Annotated in this window: 12 protein-coding genes and 3 pseudogenes; 12 read left to right on the top strand and 3 right to left on the bottom strand. The window is 69.4% G+C overall.

Annotated features, from left to right (window positions below; genetic code table 11):
• Positions 1-22: 22 nt before the first annotated feature.
• The 4 genes from AB0I68_RS33330 to AB0I68_RS33315 all read left to right on the top strand — a co-directional run bounded on the left by AB0I68_RS33330 (position 23) and on the right by AB0I68_RS33315 (position 4,838).
• Entirely contained in the window at positions 23-820 is a 798-nt protein-coding gene (locus tag AB0I68_RS33330) for a YwqG family protein (protein ID WP_363181120.1), read from the top strand.
• Positions 821-1,032: 212 nt separating this feature from the next.
• Positions 1,033-1,977, top strand: coding sequence for a GDSL-type esterase/lipase family protein (locus AB0I68_RS33325; RefSeq protein ID WP_363181119.1), 945 nt, complete (start codon positions 1,033-1,035; stop codon positions 1,975-1,977).
• A gap of 195 nt (positions 1,978-2,172) precedes the next feature.
• The gene (locus AB0I68_RS33320) at positions 2,173-3,378 is read left to right on the top strand and encodes an MAB_1171c family putative transporter (RefSeq protein ID WP_363181118.1); all 1,206 of its coding nucleotides are present in this window, start codon (positions 2,173-2,175) and stop codon (positions 3,376-3,378) included.
• Positions 3,375-4,838, top strand: a complete 1,464-nt coding sequence (locus tag AB0I68_RS33315; protein WP_363181117.1) for a pyridine nucleotide-disulfide oxidoreductase — start codon at positions 3,375-3,377, stop codon at positions 4,836-4,838. Before AB0I68_RS33320 ends, AB0I68_RS33315 begins: the two co-directional genes overlap by 4 nt.
• A 398-nt stretch (positions 4,839-5,236) precedes the next feature.
• On the opposite strand, the gene AB0I68_RS33310 is transcribed toward AB0I68_RS33315, so the two are convergent.
• Positions 5,237-5,647: a Fur family transcriptional regulator gene (locus tag AB0I68_RS33310; RefSeq protein ID WP_363181116.1), complete on the bottom strand. Its 411-nt coding sequence runs from the start codon at positions 5,645-5,647 to the stop codon at positions 5,237-5,239.
• Between the two features lie 458 nt (positions 5,648-6,105).
• On the opposite strand from AB0I68_RS33310, the gene katG reads away from it, so the two are divergent.
• From katG to AB0I68_RS33295, 3 genes are all read left to right on the top strand, one after another.
• Entirely contained in the window at positions 6,106-8,337 is a 2,232-nt protein-coding gene (katG, locus tag AB0I68_RS33305) for a catalase/peroxidase HPI (protein ID WP_363181115.1), read from the top strand.
• Positions 8,338-8,436: 99 nt separating this feature from the next.
• Complete coding sequence (locus AB0I68_RS33300; protein WP_363181113.1) at positions 8,437-8,679, top strand: MerR family transcriptional regulator; 243 nt, start codon at positions 8,437-8,439, stop codon at positions 8,677-8,679.
• Positions 8,680-8,785: 106 nt separating this feature from the next.
• Entirely contained in the window at positions 8,786-9,727 is a 942-nt protein-coding gene (locus AB0I68_RS33295) for a DUF5996 family protein (RefSeq protein ID WP_363181112.1), read from the top strand.
• Positions 9,728-9,789: 62 nt separating this feature from the next.
• On the opposite strand, the gene AB0I68_RS33290 is transcribed toward AB0I68_RS33295, so the two are convergent.
• Complete coding sequence (locus AB0I68_RS33290; protein ID WP_363181111.1) at positions 9,790-10,149, bottom strand: UBP-type zinc finger domain-containing protein; 360 nt, start codon at positions 10,147-10,149, stop codon at positions 9,790-9,792.
• Positions 10,150-10,491: 342 nt separating this feature from the next.
• On the opposite strand from AB0I68_RS33290, the pseudogene AB0I68_RS33285 reads away from it, so the two are divergent.
• Together AB0I68_RS33285 and AB0I68_RS33280 are read left to right on the top strand one after the other, a co-directional pair.
• A pseudogene (locus tag AB0I68_RS33285) lies at positions 10,492-10,617 on the top strand (hypothetical protein); the annotation flags it as partial.
• Between the two features lie 315 nt (positions 10,618-10,932).
• Positions 10,933-11,148 (top strand): annotated as a pseudogene (locus tag AB0I68_RS33280) (DUF4246 family protein); the annotation flags it as partial.
• Positions 11,149-11,327: 179 nt separating this feature from the next.
• Here AB0I68_RS33280 and AB0I68_RS33275 read toward each other — a convergent pair.
• Positions 11,328-11,572: pseudogene (locus AB0I68_RS33275) on the bottom strand (IS5/IS1182 family transposase); the annotation flags it as partial.
• Between the two features lie 365 nt (positions 11,573-11,937).
• On the opposite strand from AB0I68_RS33275, the gene AB0I68_RS33270 reads away from it, so the two are divergent.
• The 3 genes from AB0I68_RS33270 to AB0I68_RS33260 all read left to right on the top strand — a co-directional run bounded on the left by AB0I68_RS33270 (position 11,938) and on the right by AB0I68_RS33260 (position 15,288).
• Positions 11,938-13,527 carry a metallophosphoesterase family protein gene (locus AB0I68_RS33270; RefSeq protein ID WP_363181110.1) on the top strand — a complete coding sequence of 530 codons (1,590 nt, stop codon included), beginning with the start codon at positions 11,938-11,940 and terminating at the stop codon, positions 13,525-13,527.
• 363 nt (positions 13,528-13,890) lie between these two features.
• Positions 13,891-14,250, top strand: coding sequence for a hypothetical protein (locus AB0I68_RS33265; RefSeq protein WP_363181109.1), 360 nt, complete (start codon positions 13,891-13,893; stop codon positions 14,248-14,250).
• Positions 14,251-14,982: 732 nt separating this feature from the next.
• Positions 14,983-15,288: a peptidoglycan-binding domain-containing protein gene (locus tag AB0I68_RS33260; RefSeq protein WP_363181168.1), complete on the top strand. Its 306-nt coding sequence runs from the start codon at positions 14,983-14,985 to the stop codon at positions 15,286-15,288.
• The last annotated feature ends 123 nt before the right edge of the window (positions 15,289-15,411 follow it).

Here is a 15,411-nt window from a genome sequence, read left to right as displayed (position 1 = left end):
CCAGCGTTGAGAGGATCGCGGCATGGAATTCGATGATCGCGCCAGCATGCACCGCCTGTGCACCGAACGGCTCGGCGAGCAGGCCGGCCGGCAGTTCGCGGCGATGGCCCGCCGCGGCTTCCGGCTGTCTCGGGCGGCGAACGACGCTCCGGCGGCCGGCCGATCCCGGCTCGGTGGCCCCGCCCTGCTCGAACCGGGCACCCCTTGGCCCGAACTCGGCGGCGTTCCCCTGTCCCTGCACGCCGTACTCGACACCGATGCCCTCGCCGTGTGGCTCGGGGACGAACTGCCGACACGGCCGGGCCTGCTCAACTTCTTCTCCATCGATCCGGACGTGCCGTACGAGGACTACTCCAAGCTCGACACATGGAGCCCCGAGGCGAGCCGTGTGATTCCCGCAGATCCCGCGCGGGCGATCGAGACGGCCGCACCCGAGCCGGCGCGGAGCTTTCCGGCCCGCCCCGTCCACGCCGCCGAGGTGACCATGCTGCCGGACTGCTGGGACGTCCACGACGACGACGTCGAGTTCGACACGGACAAGCACTGGGGCGCGACGTCGCTCATCCTCGCCGAGATGCACGACCTCAACGGGAACACGGCGGGCGGCCACTGCGCTTTCGGCTGGCCGGACACCTCGTACGCGTCGGAGGTGTCCTACCGCGACGCCGACGGCCCCGCAGTCCATCTGCTCCAGCTCGCGGAGGACGCGGAACTGGGATGGGGCTGGGGGGACGCCGGAACGATGTACTTCACCATCCCCGCGAAGGCGTACGCGGCCGGGGACTTCAGCAAGGCCGAGGCGATCGGGCGCTGCTGCTGAGTCCGCGCCGGACCGGAGTCGCTCGCCTGAGGCTCGAGGCCGGCCGGCCGGCGAGCGCCTGGGTGCCGAGAACGGTGAGCAGGGTGAGGCGGTCGGCGTCCTCGGTGCCGGGCTCGGCCCCTCCCCTCGTAGCGGGGAGGGCTCGTTCGGCGGCCCGGGGCGGCCGTTAGGGTGAGTTGATCATTCCTTGAAGAAAGGGCACGCGGCTCACCGTGACCGAATCACGCCCCCACACCTTGTTCTCGTTCGGCACGCTGATGGACGAACGGGTCCAGACCGCTCTCTTCGGCCGAACCGTTCCCACTGAGCCGGCGTCGCTGGCCGGCTACACCACCCGGCCCCTGCCGATCACCGACCCGGCCGTGATCGCCGCCAGCGGCCTGGACGTACACCTGATCCTGGAGCGCAGGCTCGGCGCCACGGTCGAGGGCGCCGTTCTGCACCTCACCGACCAGGACCTCGCCGCAGCCGATGCCTACGAAGTCGACGACTACACCCGCCGACGGGTGGTCCTCACCTCCGGGGAGAACACCTGGGCATACCTGGATGCGAAGCCGCTCCGCTCCGCACAGCGCATCGTGATCGTGGGCGACAGCATCGCCTACGGACGCTGTGATCCGCACGGAGGATGGGCAGCCCACCTGGCGGCTGCCCACATCGCGGGGAACGAGGCTGAACACCGGGTCTTCAACCTGGCCATCCCCGGCAGCACACTGGCCGATGTCAGCGAGCAGACGCCCGCGCTGCTGGGCCCGCGCCGGCCGGACACCCTCCTCGTCGCCGCCGGTATCAACGACTCCGCCCTGCCGCTCACTGCCCCGCAGACGCACGGCGACGGGCCGGTGCACATCGCGGACAGTCTCGGCTCGCTGGCTGCCACGGCCCTCGGCCACAATGCGCGACTCGTTGTCGCGGGACCGGCATGGCTCGACGAAGAACGCACCCGCGACTACGAGGGCCTGCGCTTCACCCGGGCACGGGCACTGGCCCTGCGTGAATCCATACGGGCCTGGTGCGACGAGAACCACGTCGACTACCTCGACATGTGGGAGCCGCTGCGCGAGAAGAGCGAACTGCTCGTCGACGGCCTGCACCCCACCCCCGAAGGGCACGAGGCGCTCTACCGGCATCTCGACACCGTCAGTCGCCGAGCCTGACAACGGGCCGTTCGCGACCCACGAGCAGCCCGGCACCCCGCCCCTTCACGAGGAACGCCCACACATGAACAACCCCCGGGCCGGCCGACGGGTTCGGACCCCCGGCCATCCGGTCGACAAGTCTCCGGCCTCCGCCCGGCAGCAACGGCGACGGCAACAACGACCGCAACGGCAACGGCAACAACAGGGCGCGGCGTGAACGACTCGAACGGACTGGCCTTCTACATACCCGGAGTCCTGCTGCTCGTGGCTGCGGGCCTCAAGTTCCCCGCCCTCTGCCGCAATCCCCGGGACGAACTCCTGCGGTCCGTCTGCATCCTCCTCACGCTGGCGACCGCCGTGTTCGGGTTCACCGCGATCCCCACGCTCATCGCGGTCAACAGGATCACGGGGGTTCCGAACGCCGCTGCACCGGTCGTGTTCTCGCTGCTCACGGCCTTCTCCGGGGCCAACATCGTGCTCATCTTCCGCTGGAGCAGCGGCCCGGAGGACGCGGAGCGGACCCGTCGGCGGTCCCGCCTGTGCAACGTGGTCACCCTCGCGGTGATCGCGGCCATCAACGTGCTCTTCGCGCTCGGCGACGCCCCCGTCGAGCGCCTGCGCGACCTGGACACGTACTACGCGTCCACGCCGTACATCAGGGAGATGATCCTCCTCTACCTCGCGGCCCACACCACGGCAGCCGTCACCATGACGCTTCTGTGCCAGCGATGGGCGCGCGCGGTCCACGGCGCACTCCGCTCGGGACTGGGCCTGATCGCCGTCGGGTACGTACTCAACCTCTTGTACGACATCGCCAAGTTCAGTGCGATCGGGGCCCGCTGGGCGGGCAGCGACGACTGGGACGTCCTCAGCTCCGAGATCGCACCGGCTCTCGCCTCCGTGTCCGCACTCCTGATCGCGACCGGGTTCGTCCTGCCGCTCGTCTCCGAGCACGTCACGGGCCTGTGGCGGATGTGGCGCCGGTACCGCCTGCTTCGCCCCCTTTCCCAGGAACTGAAGGCGGCGACACGGCACAGCATCGACCTGGCCACCGGGCCCTGGACGTCCATCGAGATCAGGTTGACCCAGCGTGAGTCGGACATCCACGACGGGATCCTCACGGTCAGCCCCTACCTGCACGCCGGCATACGGGAAAAGGCACTGCGGGAGGAACTGGAAGCCGGCCGTTCGGCCGACGAGGCTGCGGCCGTGGCCGACGCCGCCGCCCTGGCGAGTGCCGTCGTCCTCTGGGGCCGTGCGCAGAGCGCGCCGGAAGAGCCCGTGCCGAGGGGCCCGAGCCCGGTCCTCACCTCGCCGAACAGTCCTTTGGGCCTGGTCCGGATGTCCCAGGCACTGACCAAGTCGGCCACGGTCCGTTCGTGCCGGCGAACCGCCGTCCCAGAGAGCAGCGCACCATGACATCGCGCCTTTCCGCCTTACCCCGCGTGGTCATTCTCGGCGGCGGCCTGGCCGGTACTCTCGCCGCGGCGGCTCTTGCCCCGCACGTCGGCGAGATACTCGTCCTCGAGCGCGACAGCGCGCTCCCGCAGACACCCCTGCCGCGGGCCGGACTTCCGCAGGCCGCGCACGCCCACACCCTGTGGGCCGGCGGAGCCGATGCCATGGAGCAACTCCTTCCGGGAGTCACGGACGACTGGCTCGCGGCAGGCGCCCACCGCATCCCGATCCCGAACGGGATGGTCTCGTTCTCACCGGCCGGCTGGTACCGCCGCTCATGGGAGCCGACGCACTACCTGATCGGCGCCGGCCGGGACCTGATCGACTGGGCCGTACGCAGGCGGGTCCTGGAGATGCCCAACGTCGGGCTCCGGACACACACGAAAATCACCGGTCTGGCGGGAGACGGCGCACGGGTACGGGGCGTGTACGTCGAGGACGCGCAGGGCGGACGGGACGGACGGAACGGGCAGGACGGGCAGAGGCGCCAGAGCCTGATCGAGGCCGACCTCGTCATCGACGCGACCGGCCGCAGCTCCAAGAACACCCGGTGGCTCCTCGACATCGGCGGCCCCGAGGTGCGGGAAACGGTGGTCGACGCCGGCGTCCGCTACGCCAGCCGCCGGTACCGCGCGCCGGAAGGGACCGAGACCGACTGGCCGGTGGTACACATTCCGGCCGATCCCCGTCAGGCCCGGCCCGGACTCTTCGCCACCATCATCTCCATCGAGGACGGCCAGTGGCACGTCAGCCTCTCGGGCACGCGCGGCGGCGAGCCCTCCTCGAACGAGGAGCTCTTCGAGGACTTCGCCCGCAGGGTCCGGCATCCCCTCGTGGCCGATCTCCTCGCCCGGGCGGAGCCGATCAGCGGCGTGACCGTGTACGCGCGCACCGCCAACCGCTGGCGCCACTTCGAGCGGGCCGGGCTCCCTGAGGGATTCGTCGTCCTCGGTGATGCGGCCACCAGCCTCAACCCCGTCTACGGACACGGCATGTCCGTGGCGGCCCTCGGCGCCCTCGCCCTGCGCGGCCGGGCCGCGCGAACGCCCGTCGCCTCCCCCGGCTTCACCTCACGGGCCCAGCGCGCGATGGCACGGCCGGCGGCTGCGGCGTGGATGCTGGCGGTCGGCCAGGACCGGTTCTACCCCGGCGCGACCGGCAGGAAACCGAACCTCGCGGACCGGCTGAGCGCGCGGTACGTCCACCGCCTCGCCCGCACGGCCACCGGCAACGCCATGATCGTGAAACGGGTCACCGACGTCGTGACGCTGCGCAGGCCGGCCCGTATCCTCGCCGGCCCCGCAGTCCTCCTGGCGGCGGCACTCGGCCCCCGCAAGCCCCTGCTCGACGGCCCTGAACTGACGGCACGGGAGCAAGAAGTCCTGGCCAGACCCCCGGGTACGGCTCGATCAGAGGTGTGACGAACGGGATCCGCTCCCCCGCCGGGTGCCACGTACGCGACGCCGCCCGTAACCGGACCGGGAACGGGGAGGCAGTCAACGTGCGGCGGCGAGGCCCGTGCTGAAACCACTGGTCGCACGCCTACAGGCTGCCTCCCCGGTACCGGCTGAGGTCATCCGTGTACGGTCTCGGCCGCACCCGGGCCGCCGTGCTCGCCACCCTCGACCGGGGTCGTCGCCGCGTCCGCGCGCGGCGTCGCCCTGCACCGCCTGCTGCCAAGCAGGCCGGCCAGCGGCGCCGCCGACGGGCGCGGCCGGCCCCCGGCCCGGCCTGGCCGCGCCCGGCTCAGGACGGGTCCCGCCCTGAGCGCGGAACGCGCTGTCTAGGGGGTGTCCGGCGGATCAGGGCCGGACACCCCCTAGGCGCAGGACGGGCACAGACCGCGGAACGTGACCTCGACCTTGGACACCGTGAACCCGAAGCGTTCCTCCGCCGGGAGGCCGGCCAGCGGATCGCCCGTCGGGTGGACGTCGCGGATGGTGCCGCAACGGGAGCACACCAGGTGGTGGTGCGGGTGGTGCGCGTTGGGGTCGTAGCGTTTTGCACGGCCGTCCGTGGACAGCTCCACGACCTCACCGAGAGTGACCAGCTCGCCCAAGGCGTTGTAGACGGTGGCCCGCGAGATCTCGGGCAGCCGCTCCGCCGCGCGGGCATGCACCTCGTCGGCCGTGAGGTGCATGTGGTCTCCGTCGAGTACCTCGGCAACGACACGCCGCTGGGAGGTCATCCGCCAGCCACGCCCACGCAGTCGTTCCAGCAGGTCACTCATGTCGGTTCACCCATTCAGGTTTGGTGGGATACTCGGAGTTTAGAGACACGTCCGGGTCCCTATTGGATATGGGTTTGGCGCGCTTCTTGACTTGGATTCCGTCCATCGTAGGATCGGTTCGGTTGACAGCCAAGGGACAGGAAGATCCCAGTACCGCAGTGAGACACAGACGTGACGGACCACCTCCGAGGAGCTGCGCAATGTGGGCCTGTGGACCACGGTCACCCGCGTCACGCTGCTCGAGGCCGCGCCGGAAGGTGACCACCTCGGCATCGGGACGGTCGCTTCAGGGTGCGCGATCGCGCCGACCGGTTCCCTCTGCACGTCGCGTGCCGGCCCTCCACGCCCTCGCCGCAGCGAGGCCGCGTCGCCCACTGGACCCACTGGAGCCTGTACCCGGCTTTTCCGCCACCCGTAGTTCCTTAGCACAGTGATCCGCCCGGTTTGGAAGGATTCCCATGTCTGAGAACCATGATGCAATCGTCGTAGACGCGAAGACGGAGGGCGGAGGCGGATGCCCGGTCGCACATGAGCGCGCCGCACACCCGACACAGGGTGGCGGAAACCGCCAGTGGTGGCCCGAGCGGCTCAACCTCAAGATCCTCGCCAAGAACCCCGCCGTGGCCAACCCCCTCGGTGAGGAGTTCGACTACGCCGAGGCGTTCAAGACCCTCGACCTCCCTGCGGTGAAGCGGGACATCGCGGAGACGCTGACCACCTCGCAGGACTGGTGGCCCGCCGACTTCGGCCACTACGGCCCGTTCATGATCCGGATGGCGTGGCACAGCGCCGGCACCTACCGGATCAGCGACGGCCGCGGCGGTGCCGGGGCGGGCCAGCAGCGCTTCGCCCCTCTCAACAGCTGGCCGGACAACGGGAACCTCGACAAGGCCCGTCGCCTGCTGTGGCCGGTGAAGAAGAAGTACGGCCAGAACCTCTCGTGGGCCGACCTCATGATCCTCGCCGGCAACGTCGCCCTGGAGTCCATGGGCTTCGAGACCTTCGGCTTCGGCGGCGGTCGCCCGGACGTCTGGGAGCCCGACGAGGACGTGTACTGGGGTCCCGAGACCACCTGGCTGGGCGACGAGCGCTACACCGGCGACCGTGAGCTGGAGAACCCCCTCGGCGCGGTCCAGATGGGCCTCATCTACGTCAACCCGGAGGGTCCGAACGGCACCCCCGACCCGCTCGCCGCAGCCCGCGACATCCGCGAAACGTTCCGCCGGATGGCGATGAACGACGAGGAGACGGTCGCCCTCATCGCGGGCGGCCACACCTTCGGCAAGACCCACGGCGCGGGCCCCGCGGACAGCGTCGGCGCCGCCCCCGAGGCCGCTCCGATCGAGCAGCAGGGCCTCGGCTGGAAGAACAGCTTCGGCACCGGCAAGGGCGCCGACGCGATCACCAGTGGCCTCGAGGGCATCTGGACGAACACCCCGGTGACCTGGGACAACAGCTTCTTCGAGATCCTTTTCGGATACGAGTGGGAGCTGTTCCAGAGCCCCGCCGGTGCGCACCAGTGGCGGCCGAAGGGCAACGCTGGAGCGGGCACGGTCCCCGACGCCCACGACACGTCGAAGAGCCACGCCCCGACGATGCTGACGACAGACGTCTCGCTCCGCCTCGACCCGGCCTACGAGCCGATCGCGCGGCGCTTCCGCGAGAACCCCGCCGAGTTCGCGGACGCCTTCGCCCGCGCGTGGTTCAAGCTGACCCACCGCGACATGGGCCCGATCGTTCGGTACCTCGGCCCCGAGGTCCCGTCCGAGGCGCTGCTGTGGCAGGACCCCCTGCCCGCCGTGACGCACGCGCTCGTCGACGCCGAGGACATCGCCTCCCTCAAGAGCCGGATCCTCGCCTCGGACCTGTCGGTGTCCCAGCTCGTCTCCACTGCGTGGGCGTCGGCCTCGTCCTTCCGGGGCAGCGACAAGCGCGGCGGTGCCAACGGCGCGCGCATCCGCCTCCAGCCGCAGAGCGGGTGGGAGGTCAACGACCCCGACCAGCTGGCGACGGTCCTGCGTACCCTGGAGGGAATCCGGGAGTCCTTCAACTCGGCCCAGACCGGCGGCAAGCAGATCTCGCTCGCCGACCTGATCGTGCTCGCCGGTGGTGCGGGCGTCGAGCAGGCCGCCAGGAACGCCGGCTTCGACGTGCAGGTTCCCTTCGCGCCGGGCCGCGCGGACGCGTCGCAGGAGCAGACCGACGTGGAGTCGTTCGCGGCGCTCGAGCCGATCGCCGACGGCTTCCGCAACTACGTCGGGAAGGGCAACCGGCTGCCGGCCGAGTACCTGCTGCTCGACCGGGCGAACCTGCTGACGCTGAGCGCCCCCGAGATGACGGTCCTCGTCGGTGGGCTCCGCGTCCTGGGCGCGAACCACCAGCAGTCGTCGCACGGCGTGTTCACCACCGCCCGCGAGTCGCTGACCAACGACTTCTTCACCAACCTGCTCGACCTGGGTATCACGTGGAAGGCGACGTCCGAGGACGCGAACACGTTCGAGGGTCTCGACGCCGCCACCGGCAAGGTCAAGTGGACCGGAACCCGCGCCGACCTCGTGTTCGGTTCGAACTCCGAGCTGCGTGCGCTCGCGGAGGTCTACGCGAGCGATGACGCGAAGGAGAAGTTCGTGAAGGACTTCGTCTCCGCGTGGGACAAGGTGATGAACCTCGACCGGTTCGACCTCGTCTGATCGTGACGTCCGGGGCGGTCGGCCTTCACCGGCCGACCGCCCCGGACGTCGGAGATCGTTCGCGCCGCCCGCGAAGGCCCGGCCTCGCGGCTGCTCGGGGTGCGAGCCTCGACCTTGCGCCACTGGGATGCGGAGGGGCTCGTGACCCCCGACCGGCTCTCCGGACGGGGTACCCGGCGCTACTCACCGGCGCAGGTCCGCGATGCCGGAATCGTCCACCAGCTGCGCAGCGCCGGGTACCGCATCGACCCGCTCCGCACACTGATCCCAGCCTGCGGAGCGGGCACCGATGGGCGGAGCCGATGGGCCGCCGGACGTCAGGCGGGGCGGGTGGATGGCTGACGCTTCCCTCGCCGTGCGCCGGTCGCGCCCGGAGCGGAGGCCGGGTGGGGTGAAGATGTCGGTGTCCGGGCCGCGAGGCGTAGCGCAACGAGCTGAGGGATGCTCAGTGGACCTGTTCCCCGCAATTCCGTTGTCGGAGTGGCGAGACTCCAAGGAGACACTGCACCGGTTCGCCCAGATCGTCGGCAAGATCCGGCTGGCGAGCAGCGTGCGGCGCAACCACTGGTGGAACGTCCCGTTCCATGTCACTGGGCGGGGTGTGACGACCCGTCCTATGGGCGGGACCGACGGCAATCCGATCTTCACGATCGACTTCGATTTCGTCGACCACCTGCTGATGGTGTGCACGCTCGACGGCTCGACCACCTCCTTCCCGCTCCTCGGCCTGTCCGTGGCGTCGTTCCACCGTGAGGTGCTCGCCGCCCTCGACAGGGTCGGCGTGGCAGTGACCATCGCGCACCCCCGCCCGTACGGCCTGCCCGACGCGCAGCGGCCGTTCGCCGAAGACACGGAGCACGCTTCCTACGATCCGTTCTGGGTCAACCGCCACTGGCAGGTACTCAGCCAGGTCAACCTGGTGCTCGAGGAGTTCTCTTCCGGTTTCTCCGGGAAGATCAGCCCGGTACACCTCTTCTGGCATTCCTTCGACGTCGCAGTCACCCGGTTCTCCGACCGCTTCGTCGAGCTGGGGGCGGGTGTCGACCCGGTGACCCGTGAGGCCTATTCGCGCGAGGTCATCAGCTCCGGCTTCTGGTTCGGCGACGACGCCTTCCCCGGGCCGGCCTTCTACTCGTACGCCGCGCCGGAGCCCGACGGCCTGACCGGGCACCCGCTGCGTCCCGCAGCCGCGCGCTGGGTCGAGCGGGGCATCAGCCGCCTGGCCACGCTGGACTACGACGAGGTCCGGGACAGCGCGAACCCCCGGGAGGCCGTCCTCGACTTCTACGAATCCGTGTACCGGTCCGCCGCCGGCCTGGACGGCTGGAACATCGAGCGCCGGGCCTGCCCCGGCGGCATCACCGATCCGCTGGCCCGTAAGGAGGCGTGAGAAGGCGGCCGCGCCACGGCCGCAACCGGGGGCACGCGCGGTACCAAGGCGGTGCGGGCGAATCAGTGGAGATGCTCCTGCCAGTCCTCGGGAACGCGGCCCTCCGGGCCCGGGACGGGTTGTTCCCGAGGGTGCGACTCCGGTGCGCGCAGCCGTGGCCCCTCGTAGTAGTTGCCGGTCTCGACGTTCCAGAACCAGTCCTCGCCGGGCTCAAAGCTGGTGAGGAAGGGGTGTCCGGCTTCCCGCGCGTGCCGGCCGGCGTGCTGGGAGGGAGAGGAGTCGCAGCAGCCGATGCGGCCGCACTGTGCGCAACGGCGCAGGTGAAGCCACCAGCCGGGGCCATCACCCGCCAGGCACTGGGCGCAGCCCTCCCCACTCGGGCCGACGTCCGGGTCGATACCGGGGATCCGTTCGTTCGACATGTCCGCTCTCCTTTGCAGCTCAGGGCCACCGGTTGCGGGCCGGCGGTGGGCGTCCCGGCAAGTCCGCGAACGCAACCGCCACCCATCCGATATGCAACATCTTTCGCATTTCTAAATGTATGGGGTAATACAGGATTGGGTGGACGCTCGGGAAGGTCCGCCGGCGGATCCGAGCAGCAAAGGTGTTTCGGGTGGCCCAAAGCGAGTCGACCGCGCCTCTGAACGGACCAGAGGCTGCGATGCTGGACGCCCTGTTCAGCCAGTCCCCCGTGGGATTGCACCTACTGGACACCGACCTGCGCGTCGTACGCGTCAATACCGCCACGCCCGCCCGACGAGGCCGTGGATCTCGTGCGTGGCGTGCTGGACAGCGGTGTGGCCGTGGTGGGACACCTCGTACGGGCTCGCCGCACGGCCGATCCCGACAAGGAGCACGTCTACGAGGTGTCCGTCTTCCGCCTCGAGGCGCCGTCCGGGGAGGTGCTCGGCCTCGCGGTGGCCGCGGTCGAGGTCACCGAGCGGGAGCAGGGGCGCGCCCGCGCGGAGGTGCTGCGTATCGCCGGCGGGCAGATCGGGCGAACGCTCGACGTGCTGACCACCTGCGAGGAACTCGTGGACGTCCTGGTACCGCGCGTGGCCGATGTCGCGGTGGTGGAAGTGGTGGATGCCGTGCTGCGGGGCGACGACCCCCCGCTCGCTCCCCTTCCGCGCGACGTCCGCTGCGCCGCGCCGCGTTCCGCAGTGCCGGCGGCAGTGGCGCCGACGAGCCGCAGGCGCACCCGCTATCGCAAAATTCTCGCGTTCTTCCTGGTTGACCCGTCGGAAAGGATTGTCTCGACATCCGATGTGTCACCGCAACAACCATGGTCCGACACCTCGACCATGACGCTCGAACAGGCGAGGAACTACCCCGAACAACTCATGCAGGAACGTAAGTTCTTCGTCGACGAACACAACGAGCAGCTCTACGAACGAGAATTCTCCCTCTGCGAGCACTGAAACCTGAGACTTGGGCCCGCCGGAGCAATCGCCAGGTTTTCAGCTAAGGTTGGCCCGCAAATGATCTCTGAGTCGCCTTCGGCGTGCTCTGTCGTTGTGTGGCCGCGCGCTCGCCTATCCGGCGAGGGCGATTGTGCAGCCGGGCGATGCCGAGCAGGGCGGTGGTGGACACCCTCGCCCCGGTCCGCCGCCGACGTGGACACCCCGAACAGCGGATCGAGCTCGCGCATCGTCATGTTCGCCCGCCAGTACGACGCCACCGGTGGCGCCCGGTCCTCCAACGGAAGGCTCCACGGCCGGCCCTTGCGGGTCGCCTCCGCGCCCTCGCGCCGAAGCACCGTCACCAGCTTCCCGAAGGACGCGGGCTCAGCCCCGTGAACGGGGCTCTCCAGGAGGGCTCAGACGCCGTGCCTACGGCAGCCACGACCGTGATCATTCCACTGAGTCGGCAGTTCCGCCAGCATCGCCGCTCTGCAGCGTTCCACCTGGTACCTCCCGGAGCATGGCGATGTGGGTCCTGACCATCTGGTCCGAACCCGCGCGCCCGCCCTGTGGATCCCCCGTCGGCGAGAACGCTGACGGTCGCGCCTCCCCCACTTCGACTCGAAGAAACGCCGCCGAGAACCTGAGTACGCCTCCCTGCAGGGCCACCGCCGCCCCGGCATCGGTCCGGCACGAACCGGGGTGGCACGAAGATGGGCAATTCCGGGGACTCTCATGGGGGTTTGGCCCCCGTCCGTTCACCTCTAGGTGAACTCCGCGTCGTCTTGGACGATGAGGTTTGCGGCCATGGACCTTCCCGATTTCGGTATCCCCCAGAAGCTCGCCTCCCGCATGAGCATGGCTGAGCAGCACGACTACCTGCGTGCGAAGTTCACCCGGCGCGGCGCGCTGCGCGCGGGTGCGGTGACCGCGGCCGTCGCCGGTGCCGGTGCCGGTGCCGGCCTGAGCGTGGGCGCGGCCTCGCCCGCGTACGCGGCTCCGGCCGCGCTGACCTCCACCGAGCGGCGCGGTGTCGACGGTGCGCTGGCCGCACCGTTCGCACGGCACTTGCAGTACGGCGCCGATCCGAAGACGCAGATGCGGGTGTCCTGGCAGGTGCCCTTCGCGGTGAAGAAGCCGTACCTGCGCGTGGGCACCAGCCCCTGGGCACTGAGCGTGAAGATCGATGCCGAGGTCCGGCACCTGAGCACCCCGGTCCTGAACGGCGGCAAGATCGCCGCGGCCGAGCAGTTCTACCTGCACGTGGGCCTGGACCGGCTGAGACCCGGTCAGACCTACTACTACGGGGTCGGGCACGACGGCTTCGACCCTGCCGACCACCGCAACCTGGGTACGCTCGGCACCTTCACCACCGCCCCCTCGCGCGCCGAGAACTTCACCTTCACCGCCTTCGGCGACCAAGGCGTGAGCTACCACGCGCTCGGCAATGACGCGGTGCTGCTGGCCCAGAACCCGGCCTTCCACCTGCACGCGGGCGACATCTGCTACGCCGACTCCTCCGGCTCGGGCACCGCCGGCGACACCTACGACGCGCGGGCCTGGGACCAGTTCCTGGCCCAGACGGAGACGGTGGCCAAGAGCGTGCCGTGGATGGTGACGACCGGCAACCACGACATGGAGGCCTGGTACTCGCCCCAGGGCTACGGCGGCCAGAACGCTCGCTGGTCCCTGCCCGACAACGGCCCGGACCCGGTCAACCAGCCCGGTGTGTACTCGTTCGTACACGGCAACGTCGGGGTCGTCGCACTCGACGCGAACGACGTCTCGTACGAGATCCCCGCCAACTTCGGGATCAGCGGCGGAAAGCAGACCGCGTGGCTGGACCGGCGCCTGGGCGAACTGCGCCACCACCACGACGTGGACTTCATCGTGGTGTTCTTCCACCACTGCGCGTTCTCCACCACCAGCGCGCACGCCTCGGAGGGCGGGGTGCGCGACGTGTGGGTCCCGCTGTTCGAGAAGCACCAGGTGGACCTGGTCATCAACGGCCACAACCACGTGTACGAACGGACCGACGCGATCAAGGGCAACAAGGTCGGCCGGAAGGTCCCCATCGGCGAGCGCACCGACCCCACGCAGGACGGCATCGTGTACGTCACGGCCGGCGCGGCGGGGCGCTCGCTGTACAGCTTCCCGGTGCCGGACTCGTACGAGGGCCACGTCGCGGACCGCGACAGCGTCGAGTCCTACCGGTGGGTCAAGGGCGGTTCGAAGGCGACCGAGACGGTCGAGTGGTCGCGGGTGCGGTACACCAACTACTCCTTCCTCGCGGTCGAGGTCGAGACGGGCCGCTCCCCGAAGCTGAAGGTCAGCGCACTGGCCGAGACGGGCCAGCGGATCGACCACTTCACGATCCAGAGGGGACGCGGCCGCTAGGTGTATTGATCACGAGCGCTGTTGACACTGGCTGGGTCTTGATACGTCATCTCCTGTAGGCCGCCAGGGCGGAACAGGAAGCGAGGACCTCCTGGCGCGTGATCCAGCCGTCCATGCCGACCTCACGAATCCGGCCCGGGCGCCCGATTGAATTGATGCCCTGCGCGCGTCCGGGGCGGAGCAAGCCGGCGATATGTCGAGAGCGCGCGCAGAAAACGCAGGACATCATCCCGACCGCTTCGCGCCCCATGGAAGGGCTTCCAGGTAGAACGGGTTTCCGCCACTGGCCCGGCAGAGCTCTGGCTCGGCCGGCCGGCACACGTACTCGGCGCCACGGGCGACCTGCGGCAGGCCAGGGAAACCATGCACGAGGTGCTGCGGCTCCTGCCTGCCGAGCTCACCCAGATCCGGGCACAGACAGCGCGGGCCTGTGCGACGGTGGAGCAGATTCTGGGGCGCTACGCCGAGGCCAGGGCGATGCTGCACAGCGAGTGGAAACGCGCCGAAGGCGTTGACGCCCACTCTGCGGCCGTCCTGCTCGTCGCGCTCGTTGCCGGTGAAAGTGTCGAGCGCGAGCACGGACAGGACCGGGTGGCCGAGGCGATCGCCGCCGCGCGGGAAGTCGGGGACCCGATGCTGCTGGCGACGGCGTTGTCGACCGCAACGCTACGTCACTTCGATCTCGTGAACGTTCTGCCCAGCGACAACATCCACGAATCTTGAGCCAAACCGTCGATAACGGGTTGAAGATGGCGGTCCAGCCGGTCTGATGGAAGTAACGAAGATCCACCGTCCCATCATCTCGCACGGCAATGACCATGAATCGGTGGCTACTTGCTCTGCACGTTCACCCGTACCCAACTCTGGACATACGCGAGTACGCCGACACCTGACGACGCATGCGTGAGCATCCACGTCTTCCTCCAGCGTGAGCATCCAGGCCACCGAACAAGCCGAACTTGCGCACGCAGACTCTCCAGGACAGCTGAGACGGGCGAAGCGCGTAGCGATTCGACGTGTGTCTGCCTGCGCCACAGGCCATCCTGATCAACCTGCGGTGGGGGTAGCGCGCCTGGCAAGGGACTCCGAGATGCCCGGATGCCTGGCATGGCTCACCGCCCGGGGGCCTGCTCATCAGAGGCGGGGCGCGGTCACGATCAGCCCCCGGATCGCTGTGCGCTCCTCACGTTTTGGCTTCAAACGGCCGTCCTGGGCTGGGAGGCGACGGGTCGTCACGCGCCTGGCTCGGATCGCGTCCGATGACGTTCTGGGGCTGGGCTCAGGCGAGGTGACGGCAATCCAGTGGATCATCAGACGGTAGGGTCTGCGCCAGTAACAGGTGTTGTCGAGCCGTCATGGCCAAATCTGTTGCTGACTCAAAGATGGGTGTACTAAATGAAGATCGGTTCGAGGGCCGCGCGGGTTGCCGCGGTTCTGGCTCTTTCGTTGACTACGGTGATCGGCCTCAGCGCGACCGCGCAGGCGGACCACATGGCTCCCACCCTGCGGTACGGATCCTCCGGTCACGGGGTCGAGTGCGTTCAGACATTGCTCAACCGGGCCGGACTCGGGCACAGCATCAAGGTCGACGGCCAGTTCGGGCCGGCCACCAAGAGCCTGGTGGAGGACTTCCAGCGGGCGCACGGTCGGCTGGACATCGACGGCGTCGTCGGCAGGGAGACCGGTGGCGCCCTGTGGATGTTGACCTACAACCCGCCGCGCTGGTACACCGACTGCTGGGACTACATACCGACCCCGTAGCCGTCTTCCCGGGCCCCGCCACTCCCGTGATGCCGTTGGTTAATCCGGGGTCCGGGTCACTTCGCCCCGTCGAGTTGTTGCTCGGCGGGGCGAAGTGCTGCCAGGTGGGAGGTCCGGGTGCGG

This window comes from Streptomyces sp. NPDC050448 (assembly GCF_040655295.1).
Taxonomy (GTDB): Bacteria; Actinomycetota; Actinomycetes; order Streptomycetales; family Streptomycetaceae; genus Streptomyces.
This window is presented reverse-complemented; position numbering and strand designations above follow the sequence as displayed.